At 37.1% G+C, this 26,078-nt stretch carries 21 protein-coding genes and 2 tRNA genes; 9 read left to right on the forward strand and 14 right to left on the reverse strand.

Features of this window, described 5'->3' with window-relative positions; all coding sequences use genetic code 11:
* Positions 1-7 precede the first annotated feature (7 nt).
* From FN756_RS12765 to FN756_RS12790, 6 genes are all read right to left on the reverse strand, one after another.
* Positions 8-3,346: a T9SS type B sorting domain-containing protein gene (locus FN756_RS12765; protein WP_185955282.1), complete on the reverse strand. Its 3,339-nt coding sequence runs from the start codon at positions 3,344-3,346 to the stop codon at positions 8-10.
* Positions 3,347-3,792: 446 nt separating this feature from the next.
* Positions 3,793-5,034: an ATP-dependent Clp protease ATP-binding subunit ClpX gene (gene clpX / locus FN756_RS12770; protein ID WP_142604500.1), complete on the reverse strand. Its 1,242-nt coding sequence runs from the start codon at positions 5,032-5,034 to the stop codon at positions 3,793-3,795.
* Between the two features lie 5 nt (positions 5,035-5,039).
* Positions 5,040-5,747: an ATP-dependent Clp endopeptidase proteolytic subunit ClpP gene (gene clpP / locus FN756_RS12775; protein ID WP_142604501.1), complete on the reverse strand. Its 708-nt coding sequence runs from the start codon at positions 5,745-5,747 to the stop codon at positions 5,040-5,042.
* Positions 5,748-5,967: 220 nt separating this feature from the next.
* Positions 5,968-7,314, reverse strand: coding sequence for a trigger factor (tig, locus tag FN756_RS12780; RefSeq protein WP_142604502.1), 1,347 nt, complete (start codon positions 7,312-7,314; stop codon positions 5,968-5,970).
* A 68-nt stretch (positions 7,315-7,382) separates the two neighbouring features.
* A tRNA-Leu gene (locus tag FN756_RS12785) sits at positions 7,383-7,464 on the reverse strand.
* Positions 7,465-7,503: 39 nt separating this feature from the next.
* Positions 7,504-8,310 carry an ABC transporter substrate-binding protein gene (locus FN756_RS12790; protein ID WP_142604503.1) on the reverse strand — a complete coding sequence of 269 codons (807 nt, stop codon included), beginning with the start codon at positions 8,308-8,310 and terminating at the stop codon, positions 7,504-7,506.
* An 81-nt stretch (positions 8,311-8,391) separates the two neighbouring features.
* On the opposite strand from FN756_RS12790, the gene FN756_RS12795 reads away from it, so the two are divergent.
* From FN756_RS12795 to FN756_RS12815, 5 genes are all read left to right on the forward strand, one after another.
* The gene (locus FN756_RS12795; protein WP_142604504.1) at positions 8,392-9,753 is read left to right on the forward strand and encodes a hypothetical protein; all 1,362 of its coding nucleotides are present in this window, start codon (positions 8,392-8,394) and stop codon (positions 9,751-9,753) included.
* Between the two features lie 5 nt (positions 9,754-9,758).
* Positions 9,759-10,475 carry a hypothetical protein gene (locus tag FN756_RS12800; RefSeq protein ID WP_142604505.1) on the forward strand — a complete coding sequence of 239 codons (717 nt, stop codon included), beginning with the start codon at positions 9,759-9,761 and terminating at the stop codon, positions 10,473-10,475.
* A gap of 115 nt (positions 10,476-10,590) precedes the next feature.
* Positions 10,591-10,815, forward strand: coding sequence for a CDGSH iron-sulfur domain-containing protein (locus FN756_RS12805; RefSeq protein WP_142604506.1), 225 nt, complete (start codon positions 10,591-10,593; stop codon positions 10,813-10,815).
* 211 nt (positions 10,816-11,026) lie between these two features.
* Positions 11,027-11,353: a phosphatase PAP2 family protein gene (locus tag FN756_RS12810; RefSeq protein ID WP_185955283.1), complete on the forward strand. Its 327-nt coding sequence runs from the start codon at positions 11,027-11,029 to the stop codon at positions 11,351-11,353.
* A gap of 240 nt (positions 11,354-11,593) precedes the next feature.
* The gene (locus FN756_RS12815) at positions 11,594-12,133 is read left to right on the forward strand and encodes a nuclear transport factor 2-like protein (protein ID WP_142604508.1); all 540 of its coding nucleotides are present in this window, start codon (positions 11,594-11,596) and stop codon (positions 12,131-12,133) included.
* A 138-nt stretch (positions 12,134-12,271) separates the two neighbouring features.
* On the opposite strand, the gene FN756_RS12820 is transcribed toward FN756_RS12815, so the two are convergent.
* The 4 genes from FN756_RS12820 to FN756_RS12835 all read right to left on the reverse strand — a co-directional run bounded on the left by FN756_RS12820 (position 12,272) and on the right by FN756_RS12835 (position 18,971).
* Complete coding sequence (locus FN756_RS12820) at positions 12,272-15,703, reverse strand: efflux RND transporter permease subunit (protein WP_142604509.1); 3,432 nt, start codon at positions 15,701-15,703, stop codon at positions 12,272-12,274.
* A 71-nt stretch (positions 15,704-15,774) separates the two neighbouring features.
* Positions 15,775-16,899, reverse strand: coding sequence for an efflux RND transporter periplasmic adaptor subunit (locus tag FN756_RS12825; protein WP_142604510.1), 1,125 nt, complete (start codon positions 16,897-16,899; stop codon positions 15,775-15,777).
* 28 nt (positions 16,900-16,927) lie between these two features.
* Positions 16,928-18,337 (reverse strand): TolC family protein, encoded by a 1,410-nt coding sequence (locus FN756_RS12830; RefSeq protein ID WP_142604511.1) that lies wholly within the window; start codon positions 18,335-18,337, stop codon positions 16,928-16,930.
* Between the two features lie 10 nt (positions 18,338-18,347).
* A complete protein-coding gene (locus FN756_RS12835; protein WP_142604512.1) occupies positions 18,348-18,971 on the reverse strand; it encodes a TetR/AcrR family transcriptional regulator in 624 nt (207 codons plus the stop codon).
* Between the two features lie 293 nt (positions 18,972-19,264).
* Here FN756_RS12835 and purB point away from each other — a divergent pair, with 293 nt between their 5' ends.
* Together purB and FN756_RS12845 are read left to right on the forward strand one after the other, a co-directional pair.
* On the forward strand, positions 19,265-20,608 hold the full coding sequence (purB, locus tag FN756_RS12840; RefSeq protein ID WP_142604513.1) for an adenylosuccinate lyase: 1,344 nt from the start codon (positions 19,265-19,267) through the stop codon (positions 20,606-20,608).
* 130 nt (positions 20,609-20,738) lie between these two features.
* The gene (locus FN756_RS12845) at positions 20,739-21,299 is read left to right on the forward strand and encodes a NifU family protein (protein ID WP_142604514.1); all 561 of its coding nucleotides are present in this window, start codon (positions 20,739-20,741) and stop codon (positions 21,297-21,299) included.
* A 68-nt stretch (positions 21,300-21,367) separates the two neighbouring features.
* On the opposite strand, the gene FN756_RS12850 is transcribed toward FN756_RS12845, so the two are convergent.
* The 4 genes from FN756_RS12850 to FN756_RS12865 all read right to left on the reverse strand — a co-directional run bounded on the left by FN756_RS12850 (position 21,368) and on the right by FN756_RS12865 (position 24,903).
* Positions 21,368-22,156 carry an inositol monophosphatase family protein gene (locus tag FN756_RS12850; protein ID WP_142604515.1) on the reverse strand — a complete coding sequence of 263 codons (789 nt, stop codon included), beginning with the start codon at positions 22,154-22,156 and terminating at the stop codon, positions 21,368-21,370.
* Between the two features lie 140 nt (positions 22,157-22,296).
* Positions 22,297-22,764 (reverse strand): GtrA family protein, encoded by a 468-nt coding sequence (locus FN756_RS12855; protein ID WP_142604516.1) that lies wholly within the window; start codon positions 22,762-22,764, stop codon positions 22,297-22,299.
* 103 nt (positions 22,765-22,867) lie between these two features.
* On the reverse strand, positions 22,868-24,202 hold the full coding sequence (gene mtaB / locus FN756_RS12860) for a tRNA (N(6)-L-threonylcarbamoyladenosine(37)-C(2))-methylthiotransferase MtaB (protein WP_142604517.1): 1,335 nt from the start codon (positions 24,200-24,202) through the stop codon (positions 22,868-22,870).
* Between the two features lie 131 nt (positions 24,203-24,333).
* Positions 24,334-24,903: a UbiX family flavin prenyltransferase gene (locus tag FN756_RS12865; protein ID WP_185955284.1), complete on the reverse strand. Its 570-nt coding sequence runs from the start codon at positions 24,901-24,903 to the stop codon at positions 24,334-24,336.
* Positions 24,904-25,078: 175 nt separating this feature from the next.
* Between FN756_RS12865 and FN756_RS12870 the strand changes: the two genes are divergently transcribed.
* Both FN756_RS12870 and FN756_RS12875 read left to right on the forward strand, forming a co-directional pair.
* Positions 25,079-25,606: a thioredoxin family protein gene (locus FN756_RS12870; RefSeq protein WP_142604519.1), complete on the forward strand. Its 528-nt coding sequence runs from the start codon at positions 25,079-25,081 to the stop codon at positions 25,604-25,606.
* A 132-nt stretch (positions 25,607-25,738) separates the two neighbouring features.
* Positions 25,739-25,812: transfer RNA gene (locus FN756_RS12875), tRNA-Arg, on the forward strand.
* Positions 25,813-26,078 lie beyond the last annotated feature (266 nt).

Genomic DNA, 26,078 nt, shown 5'->3' on the forward strand with positions numbered 1-26,078 from the left:
GATCAATTTAGCCGTTAAACCTGTTTCGCACTATCGTTAAATATTCTTTAAACTGATGAATCTTACCTCCAACCCGTACTTTTAGTACATAAAAGTAAGTCCCCTCACTTAGTCCTGTACCATTCCAATTATTCTGATAGCCTTTAACAGAATACACCTTATTACCCCAACGATCAAACACGCTAAGTTCATTGTCTGTAAACGCATCCATTTGAGGGAATTTCAGAAAATCATTTTTCCCATCTCCATTTGGAGTAATCATGTTGGGTAATGTTTTTGCATTGATTGCAAAAACCACAAACGGAAAAACGGCAGTTGATTGATTGTTGGATTTGTCAGGATCTATATCACTGGTTTTACCTGTAACAGAGGCCTTATTCGTTATTGTTTCACTCGCAAATGCTTCAACAATTAACTTGAGTACTTTCGTTTCAGCATTATTTAACTTTCCAATTGTCCACGTAAATACGTGGGTTGTTTCATCATAAGTAAACGTACCATTATTTGTACTTGCTGCATAATACTTTATGTTTGTCGCCAATGTATCCCGCACAATTACCGAATCAGCATCTTGCGGACCTTTATTTAATACTTTAATACTGTAATCTATTCCATTATCAACAGACTCACTAAGCTTAGCCGTTTTAGCAAGATCAAGATCAACGATTGCCGTAACCTTTATTTTCACTGAATCACTTATTGATTTACAAGCTCCAGAAACAACTGTTCTACGATAAAATGTTGTTGAAGTTAATGTTGGAGGTTGATAATTACGTGATGTATTATTGTCAGGTGCGGCAGTCCAATTATTCTTCCCATTGGCACTTTGCTCCCACATATAAGCATAATTTCCATCACCTCCAACCGGCAATGAACCTGCCAATGGAAACGGTGCTTTACCATAATCAATGTCTTGATTAGTCGTAACTGTATTCGAACTTAAAGGAACTGGACTAATAAGTATAGCTAATTTATTACTAATATTAGTTTCGGTTGATGTAATGACTTTTCTTTGAAAATAGGTACTTTTAGTTAATAATCCCGGATCATAGTTTTGATCTGTTGCCCCTGGTATTGTGATCCAATTCGTACCATCATTACTCTGTTCCCATTGATAAGTAAAAGTTGCAGAAGCGCTAGGCAATCTTCCTGGAATTGGGGAAGGATCAATTGATGCTACTCCGCATAAATTTGCAATATTGGTCGGTGGATCTATTATATTATTACTAATTGGAACGTTGGCTGAAATGGTAATCTTTACCTTTTCACTAATAGATTCTGGACAAGTACCTAGTTTAACTTTACGTCGGTAATAGGTGGTTACTGTAAGAGCTGGAGGTTGATAATTTTTAGTATTACTAGCCCCATCAGCCGTAACCCAATTATTTACTCCATCCGTACTTTTTTCCCAAGTGTATTGAAATGTCTGGCCTACAGCAGTGGAAGGATCGCTACCCAGTAGCAATGAAGGGGTTGCATTAGCAACAATAGACTGATCAGCCGTAACTGTATTACCGCCAATACCCTTAGGATTAAGAACATAGGCTATTCCATTATTAGCATCCTTAACCGCTCCTGCAATTACCTGGCGACGATAGCTAGTTGTTTGTGTTATAATTCCCGGATCATAGTCTTTCGCAGTTGCACCTGTTATATTTTGCCAGGTTGTTCCATCCGTGCTTTGTTGCCATTGGTACGTAAAAGAAAGATTCGAACTAGCAACTGCTCCTGTAATAAGTGGAGGGTCAAGACTTGTCATTCCACAAGTCTCAGTTACTCCATTTGGAGAAATTGTATTATTAGTAATAGTAACAGTACCAACCGTAATAATTACATTTTCACTTACGGAATTACACTGACCACAATATACATTTCGTCTAAAGTAGGTGGTTGCAGATAATGCCTCCGGTTGGTAATCTTTTCCATTAGCAGCACCAGTAGCACTAGTCCATGTACTGCCATTTGTACTCTGCTCCCATAAATAGGAATAATTTGAACCATCCCCCCCACTAGGTTGAGTACCTGTAATTAAGGCTGGTATTTTTCCTGTAGAAATGAATTGATCAGCGGCAATTGAATTATTAGTTAAAGCAAGTGGCGCAATAGTTATTGCCTGAGGCAGACTATTATCGGTACAACCGTTGGCATATATTGATCTTCTGTAAAAAGTAGTTTGTGTAATGAACGGGGGATTAAAATCTTTACCGGTTTCTCCAGGAATGTTTGTCCAAGGGCCATTACTACTGTAACTCTGCTGCCATTGATAATTTTGACTTCCTCCGGCCACCGTACCCATTAAAGGATCCGGGTTAAAACCAGTTCCTCCGCATACAGCATTTACCTGCGGTAGTACAAAACTATTGTTTGTAACAGATGAGGACGTAGGGCTTAATGGTAAGGGACTACTATAATCAAAACACTGCCCGGAAACAACTTTTCGCCTAAGCAGAGTAGGGCCTGAAATAGCATCCGGATCAAAATTTTTGCTAACCGCACCAGGAATTACAGACCAAACTGCATTAGCAGGATTGGAACCTGGACTTGATTCCCATTGATAGGTGTAAGTTCCGTTACCCCCTGAAGGAAGATCACCATTAATTGCACTATAATCAGTGTTAGATCCACATCCTGTATATGAAGTGGGTGCATGTATACCATTATTAGCGATTGGAGGATACATGATTATAGCGACCTCGATACTTGAATTGTAACAAAAGCCAACAAGTATCTTTCTTCTATAATAAGTAGTATTATAAATTACCGGAGGATCATAATCTTTTGCGGTAGCTCCTGAAATATCGGTATAAGTTACATTATCCGTACTTTGCTGCCATTGATAGTTAAATGGTAAACCGCCTTGAACAACAGGTGCAGAGCTTTCAGTTATAGGAGCCGGATCAAAGTAGTCTTGGCAATTACTGGTTGCTCCTGCTGTAGCTACTACATTATTAGTAATAGAAAGTCCGTCGGGTACTGTAACTTTTATATTTTTAGTAATTGTAGCATAAGCTCCTCCTGCGTCAGCAATATTGAAACCAAAAGTAGATGTGCCGGTAAATCCGGAAGTAACGTTAAAAGTAAGTTTATCAAGTAGGTTGGCAGAAATTTCCATACCTACAGTTACAGGTGTGCTAACTACTTTTAACACACCCTCTGTTGCTGCTGGCAATGAAAGTATTTTAATTTTCCCAATGGCATCGCCATCCGCATCCGTGAATACAGAAGAAAAATCATTAATAGAAAATTTAATAGCAGTTTCACAGGGCTGACCAGTTTTATTCAGGTCAGTAATAACAGGTGCAGTTGCTGAACATAATTTAGCAAAAAGCACAAGAAGGAGCGTCAAAATGGTTCTTTGGTTTGGTTTATTGACTCTCTTAAAACCCATAAAACATGCTTGCCATACTGTAAACAGTTGCATCATATGCTAAACTTTTAATAGACAACATGAAAATGCGAACTAACCAGCTATACGACCAATTAGTAAGAGAGAGATTGTAAATTTAGAGATAGAGCGATGCTATAAAAATGTTCTAAATTTTAGATCATTCAAAACATCATTTGTTACATTAAGTAAATATACGTTAAGTATTTTTCGCATAACACTGATTAACAGTACTAAAATAAACTATTTTTTAAAATAACAAAAGTTTTTAACATTTCTTGATATTTTCCTACAGTCAAAATTATTAATGGTTATTGCAGCCCTAAAAATTAAGGATTTAATCCATAAAACACTAAAGCCGACATTAGTCGGCTTTAGTGATATTTTTTAAATTAGGTATAATTTAATTAAGCTACCTTTAGCGTTTTCATGCTTGTTGATTTCTCGAATTTATCTTTTGCATAATCCAGTGTAACTTGAAGCTCCTTAACTGATCCGTCAGAAGGTAGCTCAAACATATAATCAAGCATAATAGCTTCACAAATAGATCTCAAGCCACGAGCACCTAATTTGAATTCCATTGCTTTATCAACAATGTATTCAAAAACTTCTGCATCAAATTTTAAGTCTATACCCTCATATGAAAACAGCTTGGTATACTGTTTCATTAATGAATTTTTAGGTTCTGAAAGAATTGACAGCAATGTATTACGATCAAGAGGGTTCAGATACGTAAGCACCGGCAAACGGCCTATTAACTCTGGAATCAAACCAAAGCTTTTCAAATCTCTTGGGGTAATGTATTGCAAAAAGTTATTCTTATCCAACTGAGTTGTATCCTTTACCGCAGAATAACCTATTGCCTGACTTTGAAGTCTGTTTGCAATTTTCTTCTCAATACCGTCAAAAGCACCACCGCAAATGAATAAGATATTGCTGGTATTCACACTGATCATTTTTTGATCAGGATGTTTACGACCACCTTGAGGAGGTACATTAACTACTGTTCCTTCTAAAATTTTAAGCAAGGCTTGCTGTACGCCTTCTCCTGAAACATCACGTGTGATGGAAGGATTATCACTTTTACGCGCTACCTTATCAACCTCGTCAATATAAACGATTCCACGTTCAGCTGCAGTAACATCGTAGTCAGCCGCTTGCAAGAGACGTGTGAGTATACTTTCCACGTCCTCTCCTACATAGCCAGCTTCAGTAAGTACAGTAGCATCAACAATACAAAATGGAACATGAAGAATTTTGGCAATGGTTTTAGCCAGTAAGGTTTTACCTGTACCCGTCTCTCCTACCATAACGATGTTCGATTTTTCAATCTCTACCTCATCTTTGCCAATCTTCTGATTCAAACGCTTGTAATGATTATAAACAGCCACCGCTAGTACACGTTTGGCATCATCTTGCCCAATTACGTACTGATCAAGGTGTTTTTTAATATCGACAGGCTTCACCAAAGTCAACTCGTTTTGTGATTTTTTAGAACGTTGCTGACTCGTTTCTTCTGTCAATATTTGATAACCCTGCGCAAGGCATCGGTCACATATATGCCCGTCGATGCCGGCGATCATCAACATTACATCTTGTTTCGATGCTCCACAAAATGAGCACAGAACATCATTTTTACTTTTAGCCATTTAAATTATTTCTTATCGGTTGTTGACACCAACACCTCATCAATCATACCAAATGCTTTTGCTTCATCAGCAATCATCCAGTAATCGCGGTCAGAACATTCCCATACTTTTTCGTAGGTCTGTCCGCTATGACGAGCTATGATATCATACAATTCCTTTTTTAGTTTACCAATTTCGCGTGCTGTAATTTCGATATCAGAAGCTTGACCTTCAGCACCACCCATTGGTTGGTGAATCATTACACGTGAATGTGCAAGACCTGCACGTTTACCTTTTGCACCTGCACATAATAAAACGGCAGCCATGGATGCAGCCATACCTGTACAAATAGTAGCTACATCAGGTTGAATATACTGCATAGTATCATAAATACCTAAACCAGCATAAACAGAACCTCCCGGACTATTTAGGTACAATTGAATATCGCGACTCGAATCAGTTGATTGAAGGAATAGTAACTGAGCCTGAACAATATTCGCTGTTACATCATAAATAGGATCTCCCAGGAAAATAATTCGATCCATCATTAAACGTGAAAATACGTCCATTGAAGCCACGTTCATTGGGCGTTCTTCAATAATGTATGGAGTTATATTGGTAGGTAATTTACGGCTTTCAACGCGAGACATAAAATTATCTACCGAAATGCTGTTGATTCTATGATGTTTAACAGCGTATTTTCTAAATTCGTTTTTGTCAATTCTGTCTTTCATATAAATTCTTTTAGTATCCTAATATAATCAAATATCGTACAGAACAAATAAACCTGCCATTTATGTATATACTTCTTTCTGCTCTGACAAAAAACTCCGACATAACGACACACGTTATTATTTAAACGCAAAAAGCGCAAAGTTAGCGTTAAGATTACAATGAAGAATCAATGTAACCTTGCAACTAGATTTGCGCTCTCGGCTTAGATTCTTTTATGAGTTACTTAAGCTCCATAAAAGCTTTATAATCGATTTCTTTATTTGTAGTATTCACTACGCCTGTCAAATATTCGAATACTTTGATTGTGCGTAATTCATCATAAATACGATTTGCACTTTCGCGATTTTGCAAGAACTGCATAGTATATTCATTCAATTGCTCATCAGAAAGTGGAGCCGGGCTGTACATAGCAAACTGTTGAGCAATACGCTCTTTAGCTAAAGCAACAACCTCTTCTGATTTAAATTCAATGTTATTAGCTTGCATCAATTTATTTTCGATCAAGGTCCATTTTAAGTTTTTAACGAAATTTGGATAGTCTTTCTCAATTTCCTCTTCAGTTACTTTTTCGTTAGTAGCTTTGATCCAACGTTTCAAAAATGCATCAGGAAGTTCGAAATTGTATTTTTCTAATGCGTAAGCCTGAATATCTGCTTGTAATTTACGCTCAGCGTTATAAGCCATTTGCTGCTCAATTTCTTCAACAACTTTCGCTTTAAAATCGTCAGCATTTTTTACGCTACCATCAGAAAACAATTTGTTAAAGAACTCTTCTGTTAAATCAGCTTCCGACAAACGGTTTACATTTTTAACAGTAAGCTGGAATTTTGATTTCAATTCTTTAGCCGTTTCTTCATCAATATTCAACACATGACCAATGCGGTGAGCATCATTTCCGTAAGCTTTTTGAATATCAAATTCAACCACATCTCCGTTTTTCAAACCGATCAATGATTTTTTCACATCTGCATCCGTTACTAAATCTAAACGCAAAGAAGTAGTGCTGCTGATTCCACCTTCAAATACAGATCCATCAGGACTTAATTGTACAAGTTCGCTGTAAAGCACATCACCCTCTTCTGATTGCTCAGGATTGGTCATTTTACCATAGCTGCGACGAAGGTTTTTCATGCGGCTTTCGATTGTTTCTTCGTCGGCCTTAACAATATATTTAGAGAATTTGTCTTTATCAGAAAATTCAACATTAAACTCTGGAGCTAAGCCTACTTCGTAGCTAAATTCGTAAGCTTCTTCAAAATCCCATTTATAATCTGTTTTGTCATCAACTTTTGGCAATGGCTGACCCAAAACTTCCAATTTATTCTCAGAGATGTAATTGGTTAATGAATCAGAGAGAAGGTTGTTGATTTGGTCAACAAGAATACTCTTACCATAAAGCTTTTTGATGTGCCCTACAGGAACATTTCCTTTACGAAAACCAGGCATGTTTACTTTTTTGCTGTGATCTTTCAACGCTTTTTCAACATTCGCTTTATAGTCTTCAGGAGTAATGTTGATGGTAATAATTGAGTTTAATTCGTTGATTTTGTCTCTGGTGATATTCATCTTATTCGGAGTTTAGAGATTTGTTAAAACTAAAATTCCTCCGCCAAGGCGGAGGAATTGGAATTAAGTGCGGAAGAAGGGACTCGAACCCCCACGCCGTGAGGCGCCAGATCCTAAGTCTGGTGCGGCTACCAATTACGCCACTTCCGCTTAATTGGGATTGCAAAAGTAGAAATATATTTTACATTATCACAACAATTTTAAGATTTTTTTGAAATAATTTACGCTATGCAATAAACGACTCCCATACCAGGAAAACAGCTCTCCATCTACCAACTGCAAGTTCATACTAGTAATCAATGCATTAAACTCAGCAATATGTTTATGTGTAAACGGATAAGGCTCCGAAGAAAGCAATATGAGATTTGGTTTAGCTTCAACAATTAATTCAGGGGTTACAACGGGATAGCGTTCAATTTCACCAAAAACATTTTCAAGACCGCAAAGCTCCAACATATTATTGATAAACGTTCCTTTCCCTGCAGCCATATAAGGATCTTTCCAAATGAAATACGCTACCCGATTAAGCTGGTTATTCTTCGCTTTTTTAATCTCTATCTTAAATGCATCAAAATCAAACCTCAGTTTATCGATTAAGCCTGTTGCTTCCTTTTTTTTGTCGGTCAGCTCTCCAATTTTCTTCATCATATCAAAAGCTTCTTCCAAATTTGCAATATCGCTCATCCAAACCGGAAACTCTTTCATTAATTCTTCGATCTGACTCTTTTCGTTTTCTTCTTTATTGCCGATGATTAGATCAGGTTTTAAATCTCGAATTTTCTCAATATCCAATTTCTTGGTTCCACCAATTTTAGTTGTGCTTTTAAACTTATCGTGTGGATGAATACAAAACTTGGTAATACCGATTACCTTTTCATCTAATCCAAGATCAAACAACAGTTCCGTTTGAGAAGGCACCAGAGAAATGATACGTTGTGGAGGAAATTCAATAGTAACTTCCCTCCCCATTTGATCAATAAAGGACTTAGACGACATCTTACAAAAATAAAAATCATAACTATGAAATGCTTGATTGATTTGCTTTTACTTTTATTCCCGTTCATTAACTTTGCGCCCATGAATAAAAAAACATCTATTTCCATCGCTCTTCATTGTTTATCACTTTTTCTTCTTGTACTGCTTTGCTATTTTACTCAACGTACAGATGCATTTCAACTAATTAGCCTTTTTTCTGCATTAGCTGGCGTTTACTTATTAATTCTTCGTAAATATTCTTCTGATGATTTTTATAGAATAAATCTCTCTGCTGCTGTATTGTTTAGGATAGCAGTAATCTTTGCTCTGCCTAATTTAACAGATGATTTCTACAGATATGTTTGGGACGGGAGACTATTACACTATGGTTTCAACCCATTTGACCATCGTCCGGGAAGTTATTTAGATATTCATTACCCCGGTTTATCACCTGAGCTTTATGCAAAACTAAGCTCGCCCTATCTCTATTCGGTCTATCCGCCTTTTTGTCAATCGATTTACGGAATAGCTTGTAATTTATTTCCGGAAAACCTTTACAACAGTGTATTGGTTATGAAGGCTTTTATTTTAGCATTCGAATTAGGCACAATTGGTATGCTAAGTGCTTTATTGCGCTACTTCAAACTCAACAAAAACTTATTATTTATCTACGCGCTCAATCCGGTAGTGATTGTTGAATTCTGCGGCAATCTACATTTCGAAGCCGGAATGATCTTTTTTTCACTCCTAGTAACTTACCTCCTACTCATTAATCGAACCCTTACTGCTGGAATATGCATGGCATTTGCTGTTTGTTTAAAGCTCATTCCTGCTTTATTTATTCCGCTCTTTTTAAAACCGTTTGGATTCAGAAAAACCTTTGATTTAGTACTTGTAGGGTTACTGTTCGGAATCTTTTTTTCGCTGCCCTTTGTGTATAAGATTGAGCAAATCGAACATATATTTCAAACCATACAGCTCTATTTTCAACAATACGAATTCAACGCCAGCTTTTATTACCTGATACGTTGGGTTGGATTTAAATTTACTCATGTCAATGAATTGTTGATTATCGGTAAATGGCTGGCCGTTACTTTAGGTTCAACCGTTTTCTATTTTACCTTCTTTACCTCTAAAGCGCAACACAAATTACCGGGCCGCATGATGTGGTTATTGCTTGTTTATTTTTTATTAGCTACTACTGTACAGCCCTGGTATATATTGCCCTTAATAGCCTTATGTATTTTTACCAATTATCGGTTTGCGGTGATTTGGAGCCTGCTCATTCCACTCACCTATCTCAACTACCCTAATGAGAATTTATGGCTGGTAACATTTGAATACGTGGTTGTGATTGGATTCATGACTTATGAGCTGATCAGCAAAAAGCAAATTATTTTACCAATTACGCCCTTGATTGCTGAAGAAATTAAAGATATATCTCCTGAACTGGAAGTGATTTAATCAAAATGAAACTCCCTATTAAAACGGATTCCCTTCTTTCTTTGGAGAAAGAAATTGCCGCACTGGAAAAGGAGCTTGGGCAATTGGAAGCTGCTTTAAATGGTTTTGAAAGTCGTATCAGAGTGGAATTACAGAGCCAAATTTTGCGCATCCGGCAGTTGACCTTTCTCTATAAACAGCAAAAAGCAGCCAAAAAGGCAAAACGTACCGAACAGAAAAAGAAAGGCAAAAACTATAAAGAGCCTAAAGGAATTGTAAAACTGGCTAAGAAGGAGCAGAACCCTAAACTGAGTATCGGTGATAAGCAGGAGTTAAAACGCCTTTACAAAGAAGCCATCGTACATGTTCATCCTGATAAATTTCCCGGTTATAACGAAGAGCAAACCCTAAGAGCTACGAACTTAACCACCGAGTTAAATGCTCTTTATAAAAGAGGTGATTTAGAAGAACTCAATTCCTTTCATGAGCACATTATTAGTGGCAATGCCATGTCTCACCAATCTTTTCAGGTTGAATCAATTGTTGACAAGGATGCCATGCTTTCCTTTCTCCTGAAGAAGAAGAATTCCTTGCAGCAATCACTGGCAGAAACGATGCAATCAGAATTATATAAAGTATTTACCAGTGATAAAGACCTCACAGCGTTTATAGATGAACTTCGCTCACAGTTTGAACAGCGCATCGTTCAATTAGAAAAAAGAACAAAAAAAGGCAAAAACTGATCTCTCCTTACACATAAAGCACTTCCCTCTTCTTTTTATTTAGATTGTTTACATAATTGTTTTTATAGGCTTAATAACTGAAATCGCTTACTACCTTTGCCGAAATTTAGAAATCATGACAAAAACCAAACTTACCATTAACAATAACGGATCTCTTAAAATAGAAGGCGACTTTGAAATTGTAGATATGCAGGGTAGCAATTATGGATTAGAAGGCCGTACCGTTATTTCTATTTGCCGTTGCGGACTTTCTGCTAACAAACCATTTTGTGATGGTGCACATAAAGGAAATTTTGAGCACGATGCTCAGGCGTTTAATCTTCCACCAAGAAAAGTATAACTGAATTTAAAAACCTTCCATCCGCGGAAGGTTTTTTATTTAAGATTTTAACATCCTCGGCTCTTCACAGCCATCATCCTCTGCTGTGAATTAAGAACATTCAATTATTTCGGATTACGCATAATAGAATATTGAAAAATCAAGAAGCATAGCACTAAAAATTCATCTTATTGCAATTACAACTTAGGTTATAAAAGAACAAAAGCTCAATTTGGCGCAAGAAACGGTGACATTTGCCAAGGTAGGTATTGCGCTTAATGACGCTGGTACGATCTGCTGGAAATTAAAATACACCTACAATTTGATTCGTCCTTTAACTTACATCCAAAAATACATTGCCCCAGGGTGGAACTCATTGATCGACACTCCTCCGTTTCCTCGTTTTACCTCCGGACACTCCACCTTTTTCAGCTGCAGTAGTTGGTATGTTAACTACTATTTGGGTGACAATTTTCAATTAACTGATAAACAAAAAGTTTCAGAGGGCTTTGCATCACGAACCTTAATAGTTTTAATGCTGCTGCCGATGAAGCTATGATTTCTCGTTTATATGGGGTATTCATTACCGGTTCGATAATGAAGGAAGATGGTAGACGTTGCGAAAAAAATATTGCAACCAATGTATCTATGCTTCATTTTTAAAATTATGACGGGTTAATATAACCGTTGAGTAAAAGCTTAAAAAAGCCCCCCTTAAACTTACATTACCAAATACAGAAACAAAAACACAACTCATTTATTTTGACTATATTAGTTATTAAACCTAAAAATAATCTATATGAAAAAAATTGTTTTATTCTTAAGCTTAGGCGTCTTTTTAGCCGCCTGTAACACTGATCAAAAAAACAAAACAACCGCCGACTCTACTGCTGCAAGTGTAGAAAAGCCAGCCATGGACATGCCTTATAAGGCATCTTACTCGAGCACCTGGACTACCAATGTTTCGGACGCTGACTTAAAAATGGTACTGATGACCTATAAAAACTGGTCTGACGGGAACATGACAGAACTGGAAAAAGCCTTATCTGATACGATAGCGGTAGATATGGCAAGCGGAATACATTTAGTAAAACCAAAAGCAGATATTGTAAAAATGTGGGGCACTTACCGTGACAGTCTTAGTTCAGTAAATATTGATATGGAAGGCTGGCATAAAATGTATGAGCCCAATAAAAAGGAAGGTTATATAGTTACCTGGTATAAAGAAACGGATACTTATAAAAACGGGAAGGTTGATTCAGCTTATTACCATGATATAAACCAGGTAAAAGACGGGAAAATTGTATGGTATTCAACGTATAAACGGCCTGCTAAATAACAACAACATACTTACCCCAAAAAGCGTCGCTTAACCTGCGGCGCTTTTTGTTTTCCATTAACTTGTTTCAATATTATTGATATAAAAAAGGTCCGAACTTTCGTTACGGACCCTCAACTTATTAAACACAATTCTTAATTATATCGTCTCAACTTCTTCAACAGGAACTAAAACGTGCTCACGTTCGTGTTTTATGGTCTCTTTTTTGCCACCGAACCAGCCGCTCACTCTGACTTTAAATTTGAATACGAGGTAATACATTACCGGTACCAAAATCAAGGTAAGGAAAGTGGCAAATGACAACCCGAATATCATTGTCCATGATAACGGACCCCAGAATGCAACACTGTCACCTCCGAAATAGATATGCGGATTTAATTCGGTGAACAGCTTCACAAAGTCGATATTCAAACCTACTGCCAATGGAACGAGACCCAACATGGTTGCACAAGCTGTTAAAAGAACCGGTGTCATACGTGTACGACCCGCTTCAATAATCGCTTCTTTTAAGCCCATGCCCTGCTCCATCAATAAGTCGGTGAACTCTACCAGCAAGATCCCGTTACGAACCACAATACCAGCCAGAGCCACAATACCGATACCTGTCATGATGATAGACATATCCATTTTGAAAATAGAGAAGCCTAACAATACCCCGATGATACTGAAGATGATCTCACTTAAAATAATAATTGGTTTACTCAACGAATTAAACTGGGTTACCAGAATCAGGAAGATTAGCCCCAATGAAATCAACATGGCTCTACCAAGGAATGCTCCGGTTTCCGCCTGATCTTCTTGCTCACCGGTCATTTTTATCATAATTGAAGGAGGAGCTTGAAAATCGGCAATAACGCCTTTTAACTCAGCCACTACTTCGTTAGCATTGTAACCGCTCAATACGTTTGACGCAAGAGTTACTAAACGTTTTTGATCTTTACGTTTAATACCTGCATATGAACTTGAATATTTAATATCAGCTACCGATGACAATGGTACCTGACGAATTGCACCACCCATGGTCATATCACGATAGGTGATTTTCATATTCATAATTGCATCAATATTACCACGCTGGCCTTCGCGTAACCGTACCTGGATTGGGTAATCATCTTTATCATCACGGAATTTAGAGGCTTCCCATCCAAAAACTGCAGTACGTATTTCACGGCCAATTTGTCCGGTAGTAATGCCTTCACGGCCTGCTCGTTCACGATTAATATCAATTACAATTTCAGGTTTATCAGCCTGGAAATCTGATTTCAACTCTTCAACACCACCAATGTGTAATGAATCCAAGTAACGTTTCAATTTAGTTGAGGTAGTTACCAATTCATCGAAATTATCACCTGCAATTTCAATATTAATTGGCTTACCTGTAGGAGGTCCACCTTTTTCCTGATCTACCGAAATTTCAGCACCAGCAATACCTTTAACAGCTTCACGAATCTTATCTAAATAATCACGTGTATTTTCACCATGACGATCAGCAAAGTCAACAAAGGCAACGGTTACTTTACCTAAATGCGGTTGTACCTGAGTACCACCATCCATTTGATTTTCACTTGCACCAATACCAACGTTTGCAATAATTGATTGAACAATTGGATTGCTATCGCCAACAACTTTTGCAACACGCTTTTCTACGACCTGAGTAATCGAATCGGTATATTTTTGATCCGTACCAATAGGCATTCGGATATAGGTGTAAATAAAATTAGGATCACTTTGCGGGAAGAAAACCACTTTGGGAGAGCGGACCGACATTAGGAATACGGAGAAAAACAATAAACCTACGGTTCCGCCGAGTATCCAATACGGATGAGCTCCATCGATGGCCCAAGTCACTATTTTCTTATAGAAATTCTGAACTTTTGGCCAGGTATCTTCCTGGAAGTGACGAATTGTGCCGGTTAGTACAAACTTATTCAGTGCATATGCTGCAAACAAGGTTACTACAAAGTTTCCAAGACCAAAATTGATCAGGTAAGCAATTAGTGCAAGTACAGCAAATACAATAGCAGTAATTTTAAAGCCCTTGTCGATTTTTTTATGATTATCACGATCATCATCGTGTGGTTTCATAAACTGAACCGCAAACACAGGATTGATAATGTAAGCTACCACCAATGAAGCAAGCAAGGTAATGATCAATGTTACCGGCAGGTAGAACATAAACTTACCGATAACTCCTTGCCAAAACGCCAATGGAATAAATGGAGCAAGCGTAGTTAATGTACCTGAAAGCACAGGCAAAAAAACCTCTCCGGCGGCATTTTTAGCTGCTGTTACAATTGGCACTTTACCATTATCAAAAATACGGTGCGTGTTCTCGACGACCACAATCGCATCATCCACCACTATACCCAAGGCGAGTAAGAATGCGAACAGGACGATCATATTTAAGGTAAAGCCAAAAGCAGGCATGACCAAAAAGGCCACACACATCGATAAAGGAACCGACATGGCCACAAATAAGGCATTAGTTGTTCCCATGAAGAACATCAAAATCACGGTTACCAGAATAAAACCAATGATGATGGTGTTAATCAAATCATGGAGTGTAGTACGAGTTTTATCACTTTGATCACCAGTAATGGTAGTTTTTAAACCTTTTGGAAAAACATTTTTTTCCATATCGGCATTGATCGTACGGATTTTATCAGATGCCTCGATCAGGTTTTCACCACTACGCTTAATAACGTTTAGGGTAATTACATTTTTGCCATTTAAACGGGCGAAACTTTCTTTTTCTTTGAAATCATCTTTTACTTCCGCGATATCTTTCAGTGAAACGATGGCACCAGAAGCTCCACGTACAATTATATTTCCAATAGATGCAGCATCTTTATACTGACCGTTTACAGTCAGCGTTCGTTTCAAACCATCCATTGCAATTTGACCGCCGGTAATGTTATTATTTTCGTAGGCAATTGCATTTTCGATATCCATGAAGCTGATGTTAGCAGCCATCATTTTATAAACATCCACATTTACCTGAACCTCACGATCAAGAGCCCCCACGATATCGACACGGGTAATTTCAGGCAATGTTTCAATTCTATCTTTTAATTGATCAGCATAATCTTTTAGCTTCACCAAATCATAATCACCTGAAATATTCACATTCATGATCGGGAGCTGTGAAACGTCGATCTCAATTACATCCGGACCATGTGTAAGGTCATTCGGTAAATCGGTACGTGCTTTATCAACAGCATCTTTTACTTTTTGCTTAGCAACAGCAATATCAACATCAGTATTGAACTCCACAATTACATTCGAAAAATCCTGAACTGAGTTACTGGTTACTTTTTTTACTCCGGCAATTGACTTTACCTGCTTTTCAATTTGTTTAGTTACCAGATTCTCGATGTTGGTTGGCGAGACCCCCTGATAAACTGTTGCCACATACATTTGTGGGAACACCACTTCTGGAAATTGCTCCTTCGGTAATGAATTATAGGAGAAAATACCAGCAATGGCGATGATAACCGTAATAATATATATGCTGGTTTTGTTATCAATCGACCAGCTGGTGGGCTTAAATTCTTTAAAAACGTCTTTCATTTGAAAATTAGTTAACAGTTAATGGGTTAACAGTTAATAGCCTGGAAGGTCCAAACCTTATTACTCACAACTTAAAACTTAATACCTTCGCCGTCATTTAAACCTTGAAAGCCAACAGTAATTAATTTATCGCCTGCTGTAAGTCCACTTACTATTTCAGCTCTATCGTTATTGATGCGTCCAACTTTAACATTTTGTTTTTTAGCCGTTGATTTACCGTTAACCGTTTCAGCCAAATAAACAAATGAGTTGCCATCGGTTGTTTGAATGGTGTTAACCGGTATAGTAACAGCATTAGGATTACTGTAATCAACAATGTTTAATACTGCTACCATGTTGGCACGTAAACTAGGATCAGGGTTCATACGCACTTCAACAGAGAATGAACGGCTTGTAGGATCAATAGTATGACTCACGAACGATAGTTTTGAAGTGAAGTCTTTATTGATATCCGGCATGTTTACATGAACGCGGTCACCTTGTTTAATGTTAGCGGCATAACCTTCAGAAACATTAGCTTTTGCTTTTAACTTTTGAGTATTAATAACCCTGAAAGAAGGCATACCAGGAGAAGCAGTTTCGCCAACACGGGCAATTACCGCATCAACAGTACCATTAATTGGTGATTTGATTTTTGCCATGTTAATTTGGCTATTCATAGTAGCTAATTTTCTTTCCAATGACTCTTTGGTAGTTTTTGCTTGCAGATATTGTACTTCTGTGCCAATTTTTTGATCCCAAAGGCTTTTCTGACGCTCATAAACAGTAGTAGCTAATGCCAATGAGGTTTTCAGCTCTTCAATACCATTTGTTAACACCTCATTATCCAATTGAGCCAAAACTTGTCCTTTTTTTACATTCTGACCTTCTACCACGTAAACAGCAGTAATGCGCCCTGGAGTTTCAGCAGAAACGTTGGCGTTTTCTTCTGATTCAACTTTCCCTTGAATTGTAACAAAATGCTCAAAGGCACTGATGGCAACCGGAGTAAAGCCAACAATTTTCAGTTTCTCATCGGTTGCAGCAGGATCAGCTTTACCGATTTCGGCTTCCAGCTTTTTAATTTGCTCCGTAATCTTAACCTGCTCTTTTTTCAGCTTTTCTAATTGCGATTTTTTGTCGCCAGATGAAGTACTGCCACATGAGGCCAGCATTCCTAATGTTACAACTATAGGTAAAATTTTATATGCTTTCATTGCGTTTATATTCTGTTTAGTGGATTAATTAATAGTTGAATTTTCCGGATGCTTTTTTAAGGTCAACTTGTGCAACCAAGGCATCGTAAAGCGCACCGATATAGTTAGTTTCAGCTGCTTTCAAATCAGTTTCTGCTGTTGTAACTTCCAGGCTGGAGCCAACACCTTGGCTGTATTTTACTTTGGTAACTCTTAGAATCTCTCTGGCCAATTCCATATTTCGCTTTTGATTTTCCATTGACTCTAAACTGTTGGCATAGACAATATTTGCTGATTTATTCTCTAAAGCCAAACCATTCTTCACATTAACCATTTGATTTTCTACCTGTTGCAATGCATATTTCGCCTGGTTAATTCTCTGTTTCTTTTGGCCTCCACTAAAAATTGGAACGTTTATCTGAAGCCCAACTAAAAAGGTTGGATAAGCTTTATCAAACAAACTAGCAGCGATAGGGTTTTGAAATGAAGTATTATACGTTGCAAAACCACCCACACTTGGCAATACAGCTACTTTGTTTCTTTTCAGATCAAGTTCACTCAAATGCTTTTGAGTTTCTAACAATGAATACTCAATGCGATTAGTAACATTTAATGTATCTTGTACTTGAACAGGTTCAAACTGAATAGTAGCGATTTCGTCTTTCAATTTAAGCTGATCATTAATAGGCATCCCCATTTGAAACTTCAACATGTATTCGTTCACAACCGATAAACGATCGAATTTTGCTTTTTCAGTTTTCAAGTTGTTCAACTGAACCGAAAGCCGGTCGACATCAATTTTCTCAACGAAACCATTTTTATTCATCGCCTGCGTTTCTTCTAATATTTTTTGCAAACGCTCAATATTAGCCGTAAGTAATTTCAAACGTTCTACAGTAACCAGTGTTGAGTAGTACGCTTTTGAAACAGCCACAGCAGTTTCAATTTTGGTGCGCGAGGTATTTTTTGACGACAACTCCTTATAAACATTCGTTGCTTTCAAACCAATCAAATACTGACCATCAAACAACAATTGATTCAATTGTACGCCAGCTGCGGCATTGTATTTTTGTTGAAAACTGGCTTCAAGTACTGGTTGAACATCAGGAGGAATACTAATTGTATTTCCATCACCATTTTTCACTTTCTCATCTTCAAGTACCTTATAGGTGGAGTATTGAAAATTTGGAAATAAAATAACCGGACTCTTAATATAATCCTGGAAACTTAATGTTCCATTCACCTGCGGTAATCCTATTCCAATTGTTTCTTTCACTTTTGCCGCTGCAATTTGTTGATCCAATTGAGCATTTAATACTTGCGACTGATGCTCATGTGCGTATTTTATGCATTCATCAAGATTAAAAATATAGGCAGCCGGTTGTTGAGATTGCTGCTGTGCAAGAACAGTTGTACCCCAAAAAGCCAGACAGGATAATAATGTAAGCTTAATTTTCATATGTATTATATTATTCTTCTTCAGTTAATTGCAAATATTTATTAATTAGTTTATGACCTTTTAATGTAGTTACACCATGCAGAAAATGATCTGTTAGTTGATGCATTACATCCGTAATATTGAACTTATCAGGAGAATAGTACAGTGGATTAAAGACATGTGTCACCTGCATCATGCGCATCGTAGTAAGTATTTCCAGATTCATACCCTTACGATACAAACCCTGCTCAACCCCTGCTATCAGATTTTTATGCAGTTTCTCATATACACACACATTTTTATACTGTTCAAAAAGGCCCCATGCCGTCGGATGATATTTTTGCATATCATAAAACATTGTCGGATTCATTGGGCGCATCATCTTTTCCATCTGGGCCAAAATCATAATAACCTCGTGTATTGGATTATCTGCCTTTTCACAGCAATCATCCATTTGCTTTTGGTTATCGGCTAGCAGGCGTTGCATAAGTTGTATTACTAAATCGTCTTTATCTTTAAAATATTGATAAATCGTTTTCTTTGACATAGCTAAATGCTTAGCTATATCATCCATAGTAATACTTTTTACTCCGTAACTGCGAAAAAGCAGAAACGTAGCCTCCAGTATTCGTTCTTTTAATTCTTCTTTTTCCATACGCTATCAAGCTTCAAAACTATGGAAACATTTTTAATATCAAAAGTTTCCACAGTTCCTTTCTAAATTGTTACAAACGAATGACAAAAGAAAAATCAATGATTAAAACTACGCAGAGAAAGCATTTTATAACTGTTAAGATCGGTGTATCCCCTTTTTCAAATCGGTGTAATCACCCATACTATCGGTATAATGGTTTGTAAAATTCGGTTCAACCCATTTCTATAATCATTGTAATCATCTTCTAATCAAAAAAAATTGGCATCTTTGCGGCTGAAAACAACCCTGTTCTTATGTCATTAAATACACTTACCGCTATTTCTCCAATAGACGGACGTTACAGAAGCTCAGCAAAAGATTTAGCTTCCTATTTTTCGGAGGCTGCATTAATTGAATACCGAGTAAAAGTAGAAATCGAATATTTTATTGCCCTTTGCGAGATATCCCTACCTCAACTTGCCGATTTTGATAAGTCAAAATACAATGGATTAAGAGCTATTTATAAAGGCTTTAGTGAGCAAGACGCTGAACGCATAAAGGAAATCGAAAAAACAACCAACCACGATGTAAAAGCAGTGGAATATTTCCTAAAGGAACAATTTGATAGACTGGACCTGGAAAAATACAAAGAGTTTATTCACTTTGGACTTACTTCTCAAGATATTAACAATACCGCAACTCCTTGGATGATTAAAAATGCGATTGAGAACGTGTACCAACATGAGATCAACTCACTTATCGTTAAGTTAAAAGAACTGGCTGAAGAGTGGAAGGATATTGCAATGATGGCTCGTACTCATGGTCAACCGGCATCTCCAACTAAGCTGGGTAAAGAAATCAGCGTATTTATTGAGCGCTTAGAATACCAACTTTTACTCTTCAAACAAATTCCATACTCGGCAAAATTTGGTGGAGCAACCGGAAACTTCAATGCACATAAAGTTGCTTACCCATCTATCAACTGGGTTGAATTTGGAAATACCTTTGTAAACAATCAATTAGGTTTACACCGTTCACAGTTAACCACCCAAATTGAACATTACGATAATTTTGCGGCTCAATGTGATAATTTAAAACGTTTAAATAATATCATCATTGACCTTGACCGTGATATGTGGACCTACATTTCAATGGGTTATTTCCGTCAGAAGATCAAAGCCGGCGAAATTGGTTCATCGGCCATGCCACATAAAGTAAACCCGATCGATTTCGAAAACTCAGAAGGTAACTTGGGTATCGCCAATGCTTTATTTGAACATTTTGCAGCTAAACTTCCTATCTCACGTCTTCAACGCGACCTTACCGATTCAACTGTATTACGCAATGTAGGTGTACCAATTGCTCATTCAGTGATTGCTATCAAAGCAACCTTAAAAGGCTTGAACAAATTATTGCTCAGCAAGGAAACAATTGATAATGACCTGGAAGAAAACTGGGCTGTAGTTGCAGAGGCTATTCAAACTATTTTACGCAGAGAAGGTTATCCAAAACCATACGAGGCCCTAAAAGAGTTAACCAGAACAAATGAAAAAGTTACTCAAGCTAGCATTGCTACGTTTATTGATGGTTTAGCGGTTTCCGATGAAATCAAAAATGAATTGAAGCAATTTTCACCTCAGAATTATACAGGATACTAGGTTGAAAAGCTGAAGATTTTAGGTTTTAGGTCAAGATTTCAAAGCCTTAGTCCTAAAACCTTTAACCTTTTAATAAAACCTTTAACCTTTTTGTATAACTTTGTAATTGTTCTAAATAAAAGATTAAAAGATGAGTTTAACTGCAACTGTGAACGTATATACTGAAATAACTCCGAATCCTGCTACCATGAAATTTATAACTAACAAGTTATTAATTAACGGCAGCAAAGATTTTCCAACTAAAGAAAGTGCAGAAGATTCACCTTTTGCGAAAGAATTGTTCAAATTTTCATTTGTTGATGGTGTTTTCTTTGCCAGTAATTTTGTTACGGTTACTAAAACCGCTGGTTCTGATTGGGAAGATTTAATTCCAATTTTGAAAGAATTTGTGAAAGGCGCTGTTGAATCAGAAGTTGAGATTGTTCACGAACACAAGGAACATACAGAGTTTGAAGGCACTGAAACTGAAAAGAAAATTCAACAAATATTATATGATTATGTTCGCCCTGCCGTTGAACAAGATGGTGGAGCAATCCACTTCAAATCATACGTAGAAGGAGTAGTAACCGTAATCTTAAAAGGTTCATGCAGTGGTTGTCCTTCTTCTACCCTAACACTTAAAGCAGGTATTGAAAACTTATTGAAACGCATGGTACCAGAAGTTACGGAAGTAGTTTCAGAAGCGATGTAATTCAAAACGATACAAACGAGAAAAGGCTTCCATTGTGAAGCCTTTTCTCGTTTGATAAATCCATAAGCTTAAAAGTGCTTAACAATTACCTTTAGCATCTCAGCTCCGCTATACCCGTTTCCTGCCACAATTTCGCGAGCATCGAGAAACTCTTCTCCTCCTAAAAAATTAGTTATGGTACCACCTGCATTTTTCACAATTAAAGCACCAGCAGCCACATCCCATGGGTTTAAATTGTATTCAAAATAGCCCTCAAAACGCCCACAAGCTACATATGCTAAGTCAACAGCAGCGGATCCTAATCGGCGTAAACCATGTGTTTGCTGTATTAATTCGCTGAACACTTTCATGTACTTTTCAGCCTTTTCAAAATCATAATATGGAAAACCTGTGGCTAACAATGACTCGCCCAAAGTTCTATTTTTTGAAACAGAAATAATCGCCCCATTTAAGTAAGACTTCTCCCCTTTCCAGGTATAAAAGAGTTCGTCCATATTGATTTCGTATACTACTCCCAATACCAGTTCATCGTTTTCTTTTAAAGCTATACTAATGGAATAAGTCGGAATGCCGTGAATAAAATTGGTAGTACCATCCAATGGATCAATAATCCAGTTGAATCGTTCTCCAGTCTTGTTAATTGTTTTTTCCTCAGTAACAAAACCGGCATCGGCAATAATATCTTTAAGTCCTGCCACAATACGCTGTTCAGCAGTCTTGTCTACATAAGACACCAAATCGTTCAATCCTTTGTATTCAATCTTATCAGAATTGAAGTTTTTGCGTTCTGAACGAATAAAAGCTCCAACTTCTAAGGTGATCTTTTTTACTTCCTCGAAAATTAAGTTATAAGTCATAGTAAATAGTTTTTAGTTAGTGAACGCTTTCGTGCGATTTGACAGTAGACTGTCACGCTGAGCGTAATGGAAGTGCATTTTGCAACAAATCAATGCTTTACTATCAAATCGTACTACGGGTAATGGATATTTGCGACTCTCTATTGTTTCACTCTAAATGCGAAATATTTATTTAAAAAGAAACTTACTCCAGCCACCAAAACTGCCGACAAGGCTCTCGCCGGAGTTGGAAATAAATGCAGGAAATCGACAAAAAGTTTAAGCAGAAAGTAATTAGCTGAAAAATTCACAGATGAAACCATCATGTATCTAAAAAACTGGTGTCGTGTTCGCAAATCCGAGCCGGTAAAAACAAAATATTTGCTGATTAAAAAATTGGTAATAAAACCGGCGCTGAAGGATATGCACAACGCAGCCATGTGTGAACTGATAACTGAACCTAAAAACTGAACAGGCTGTTTGTAAAGCAGGTAGTTATAAGTAAGAAAGTAAACCACAATATCAACCATGGTGGCGGTTCCACCGGAAATAATAAAGCGTACAACTTTATGATCAAATGCTTTTTTCGATACCGCCAGAGCCCGGCTTCGTCTGTTCAAATGTGACATGAAAATTGATTTATTTTGGGTAAGTAAATGTTAAAAAGAAATGTCAGACCAAAATTCAGTCTGACATTAATCAATTTATTTATAAACAATTATGCATTTAATATTAATGAGAAAGCACTTCTTCTGCTTCAGTGATATTAACGTCGCCCTCATCATTAATTTCAGTGAGTTTTACCTGACGCAATTCATTAACCAATACCGGATCATATTTGGCTGACACTTTTATATAATTACGTGTAAAACCATTCATAATTCCTTCTTTACTATCGGCTTCAAACAGTACTTCCTGATTTTTATTCAGATGTTGCTCATAAAAGTACCTTCTTTTCTTTTCAGAAAGAATATGAAGCATTTTACTTCTGTCAGCTCGTTCTGAACCGCCTACCACTCCATCAAAACTTGCGGCCGGTGTATTTTCACGTTCAGAATAGGTAAACACATGTAAATATGAAATATCCAGATCATTCAAGAAGTTATAAGTTTCCAGAAAATCCTCTTTTGTTTCACCTGGAAAACCAACAATAACATCCACACCAATACAACAATCAGGCATTAACTCTTTGATTTTGGCAACACGTTCGGCATATAATTCGCGTTTATACCGGCGACGCATTAAGGATAATATCTTATTGGTTCCTGATTGCAAAGGAATATGAAAATGAGGCACGAAACGTTTTGACTTCGATACGAACTCAATGATCTCATTGGTCAACAAATTCGGTTCGATTGAAGAGATACGGATACGATCAATACCTTCTACCTGATCCAAAGCTTGTACTAATTCCAGGAAGGTATTTTCGTGCTTCTTATTGCCAAATTCACCTTTGCCATAATCACCGATATTTACTCCGGTAAGTACAATTTCCTTTACGCCTGATGCTGCGATTTCGGCAGCAGAACGAACAATATTTTCAACAGTATCGCTTCTGCTTGCGCCTCGGGCTAATGGAATTGTACAAAATGAACAGGAATAATCGCAGCCATCTTGTACTTTTAAAAATGTACGAGTACGATCGCCGTAAGAATAGGAAGAAACAAAAGCATTGGCCTGTTCAATGGGCTTATTATGAATTTCAGCCTTAGGTTTTTTAGTTAGATCAGTGATAAATTCCAGTAATCTGAATTTTTCTGCCGCACCTAACACCATATCAACTCCGGGAATTTCGGCAATTTCTGCAGGCTTAAGCTGAGCATAACAACCAATAATGGTTATATAAGCATTCGGAGAATGTTTCAAGGCTTCTTTCACCACCTTTTTACATTTCTTATCCGCATTTTCGGTTACCGAGCAGGTATTAATTACATAGATATCCGCACCCTCCTGAAAATCGACTATTTGATATCCATTTTGAGTAAATAACCGACCTATAGTGGAAGTTTCGGAGTAATTTAATTTACAGCCTAAGGTATAAAAACTAACTTTTTGAGGAGCCTTCATAAGGGCGCAAAGGTAAGGGTTTTTAGTTGTAAGTTAAAAAGTTAGTAGGTTGAAGGTTAACAGGATGAGCTAGTGGAAAAAAATCAAAGTAAAAAACACTTGAAATCTTTAACCTTTATCCTTAAAACCGTTTATCCCTCCTCTTCTCCCCATCGATAAGAATTCCCTTCCAAACCTGCCAAGTCAACCACTCGGTTTACAACGGTTGCAGCCACATCTTCAATAGTTTGGGGTTTATTATAAAATGAAGGTGTTGCCGGACAAACGATACCGCCTGCTTCGGTTATCGTTTTCATATTATTAATATGAATCAAATTGTATGGGGTATCACGAACAGCCAGAATAAGTTTTCTTCGTTCTTTCAACATCACATCAGCTGCGCGCGTAATTAAATCATTTGAAATTCCACAGGCTATACGCCCCATTGTGCCCATTGAACATGGCATGATTATCATGGTATTAAATTTTGCTGATCCTGAAGCAAAAGGTGCCATGAAATCGTTCTTATTATAAAACGTAAACGGATAGTTTTCATAGTTGCTGTTTTCAAGCTCATATTGCCAAACTTGTTTTGCATTATCCGACATTACCACACCTACAGTTTCAATTTGAGATTGTAACTGCAAAAGCTTGTCGAACAAAACCTTGGCATACACAGAACCGCTAGCGCCGGTAACTGCAACAACTATCTTATGTTTCATGTTCAATTTTACTTGGATTAAATGAAAGTCTTGCTTAAATGTAGCATAAAAAAAAGGGTCGATTAATTTCTTAACCGACCCCACATCTACCTATGAAAAACATGCCCTGGGTGGGCACTACAAATATAAGCAAGATTTGAACGATATAAAAGTATAATTTAAAAAAAATAAGATAATGTCAAAACATCAATTAAACACGGTTTGTGTGGCTATTATCCTCCTTTTAACTTCTTTTTCGAGAGAAAGACAAAATAAAACCGCATCAATAAATTGGCTAACTATAGAACAAGCTGAGATTTTGAATCAAAAGATTCCTAAAAAACTAGTGATTGATATTTATACAGATTGGTGCGGTTGGTGCAAAGTGATGGATAAAGAAACGTATAGGGATCCTAAAATTATTGAAATTATCAACCGTGATTTTTATGCCGTTAAGCTAAATGCTGAAAATCAAAATTCGATCAGGTTTTTAGGCAAAACCTACGAGTTTAAACCTGAATATCGCTGTAATGATTTAGCGGTACAATTGCTTCAGGGAGAACTGTCGTTTCCTAACACTGTATTTATGGATGAGCAACTTAAACTAATAACGGCTGTTCCCGGATACATTAAAGCACCTGAATTTGTACATATCCTTAATTACTTTAGCTCAAATTCGTACAAAACAACCAAATGGGATGTTTATAGAGCAAAACAAAATTAATGCAAGCAAAAAATAGCCCGACTGATATTCAGCCTATTGCACAAAGAACCTTGTCAGCTACATAAAAAAAGCGGTTAGGCTTTTGTATTATTTAAGTATATTTTGTTTCTTTGCGCTCTCAATACCATTGAGGGTTCCATAGCTCAGTTGGATAGAGCAACGGTTTTCTAAACCGTCGGTCGCAGGTTCGAATCCTGCTGGGACTACTAAAAAACACCTTAAAACCCTGTAATTCAAACAATTGCAGGGTTTTGTTTTTCCTAGGAGACTACATGGGGGACGAATAATGAACATATCAAACTAAGATTTGTAACGGTTTGAATTCCACGCTGGTATCACCTCTATGGTTATTATGCTACCACTCCACCAAATCTGTCAGTTGCAATATTTTTAATCATTAAGAAACTTTTCTAACTAAAATAATTGCATTTTCGCAAAAAGCTCTTCAAATCATCTATGAGGGACTTTTGAC

This window comes from Solitalea koreensis, from assembly GCF_900182575.1.
Lineage (GTDB): Bacteria > Bacteroidota > Bacteroidia > Sphingobacteriales > Sphingobacteriaceae > Solitalea > Solitalea koreensis.

What these genes read in the sequence shown, in the direction of transcription:
- clpX (WP_142604500.1), bottom strand. Translation starts at nt 5,034, where the DNA reads ATGGCTAAAAGTAAAAATGATGTTCTGTGCTCATTTTGTGGAGCATCG.
- clpP (WP_142604501.1), bottom strand. Translation starts at nt 5,747, where the DNA reads ATGAAAGACAGAATTGACAAAAACGAATTTAGAAAATACGCTGTTAAA.
- tig (WP_142604502.1), bottom strand. Translation starts at nt 7,314, where the DNA reads ATGAATATCACCAGAGACAAAATCAACGAATTAAACTCAATTATTACC.
- FN756_RS12790 (WP_142604503.1), bottom strand. Translation starts at nt 8,310, where the DNA reads ATGTCGTCTAAGTCCTTTATTGATCAAATGGGGAGGGAAGTTACTATT.
- FN756_RS12795 (WP_142604504.1), top strand. Translation starts at nt 8,392, where the DNA reads ATGAATAAAAAAACATCTATTTCCATCGCTCTTCATTGTTTATCACTT.
- FN756_RS12800 (WP_142604505.1), top strand. Translation starts at nt 9,759, where the DNA reads ATGAAACTCCCTATTAAAACGGATTCCCTTCTTTCTTTGGAGAAAGAA.
- FN756_RS12805 (WP_142604506.1), top strand. Translation starts at nt 10,591, where the DNA reads ATGACAAAAACCAAACTTACCATTAACAATAACGGATCTCTTAAAATA.
- FN756_RS12815 (WP_142604508.1), top strand. Translation starts at nt 11,594, where the DNA reads ATGAAAAAAATTGTTTTATTCTTAAGCTTAGGCGTCTTTTTAGCCGCC.
- FN756_RS12820 (WP_142604509.1), bottom strand. Translation starts at nt 15,703, where the DNA reads ATGAAAGACGTTTTTAAAGAATTTAAGCCCACCAGCTGGTCGATTGAT.
- FN756_RS12825 (WP_142604510.1), bottom strand. Translation starts at nt 16,899, where the DNA reads ATGAAAGCATATAAAATTTTACCTATAGTTGTAACATTAGGAATGCTG.
- FN756_RS12830 (WP_142604511.1), bottom strand. Translation starts at nt 18,337, where the DNA reads ATGAAAATTAAGCTTACATTATTATCCTGTCTGGCTTTTTGGGGTACA.
- FN756_RS12835 (WP_142604512.1), bottom strand. Translation starts at nt 18,971, where the DNA reads ATGGAAAAAGAAGAATTAAAAGAACGAATACTGGAGGCTACGTTTCTG.
- purB (WP_142604513.1), top strand. Translation starts at nt 19,265, where the DNA reads ATGTCATTAAATACACTTACCGCTATTTCTCCAATAGACGGACGTTAC.
- FN756_RS12845 (WP_142604514.1), top strand. Translation starts at nt 20,739, where the DNA reads ATGAGTTTAACTGCAACTGTGAACGTATATACTGAAATAACTCCGAAT.
- FN756_RS12850 (WP_142604515.1), bottom strand. Translation starts at nt 22,156, where the DNA reads ATGACTTATAACTTAATTTTCGAGGAAGTAAAAAAGATCACCTTAGAA.
- FN756_RS12855 (WP_142604516.1), bottom strand. Translation starts at nt 22,764, where the DNA reads ATGTCACATTTGAACAGACGAAGCCGGGCTCTGGCGGTATCGAAAAAA.
- mtaB (WP_142604517.1), bottom strand. Translation starts at nt 24,202, where the DNA reads ATGAAGGCTCCTCAAAAAGTTAGTTTTTATACCTTAGGCTGTAAATTA.
- FN756_RS12865 (WP_185955284.1), bottom strand. Translation starts at nt 24,903, where the DNA reads ATGAAACATAAGATAGTTGTTGCAGTTACCGGCGCTAGCGGTTCTGTG.
- FN756_RS12870 (WP_142604519.1), top strand. Translation starts at nt 25,079, where the DNA reads ATGTCAAAACATCAATTAAACACGGTTTGTGTGGCTATTATCCTCCTT.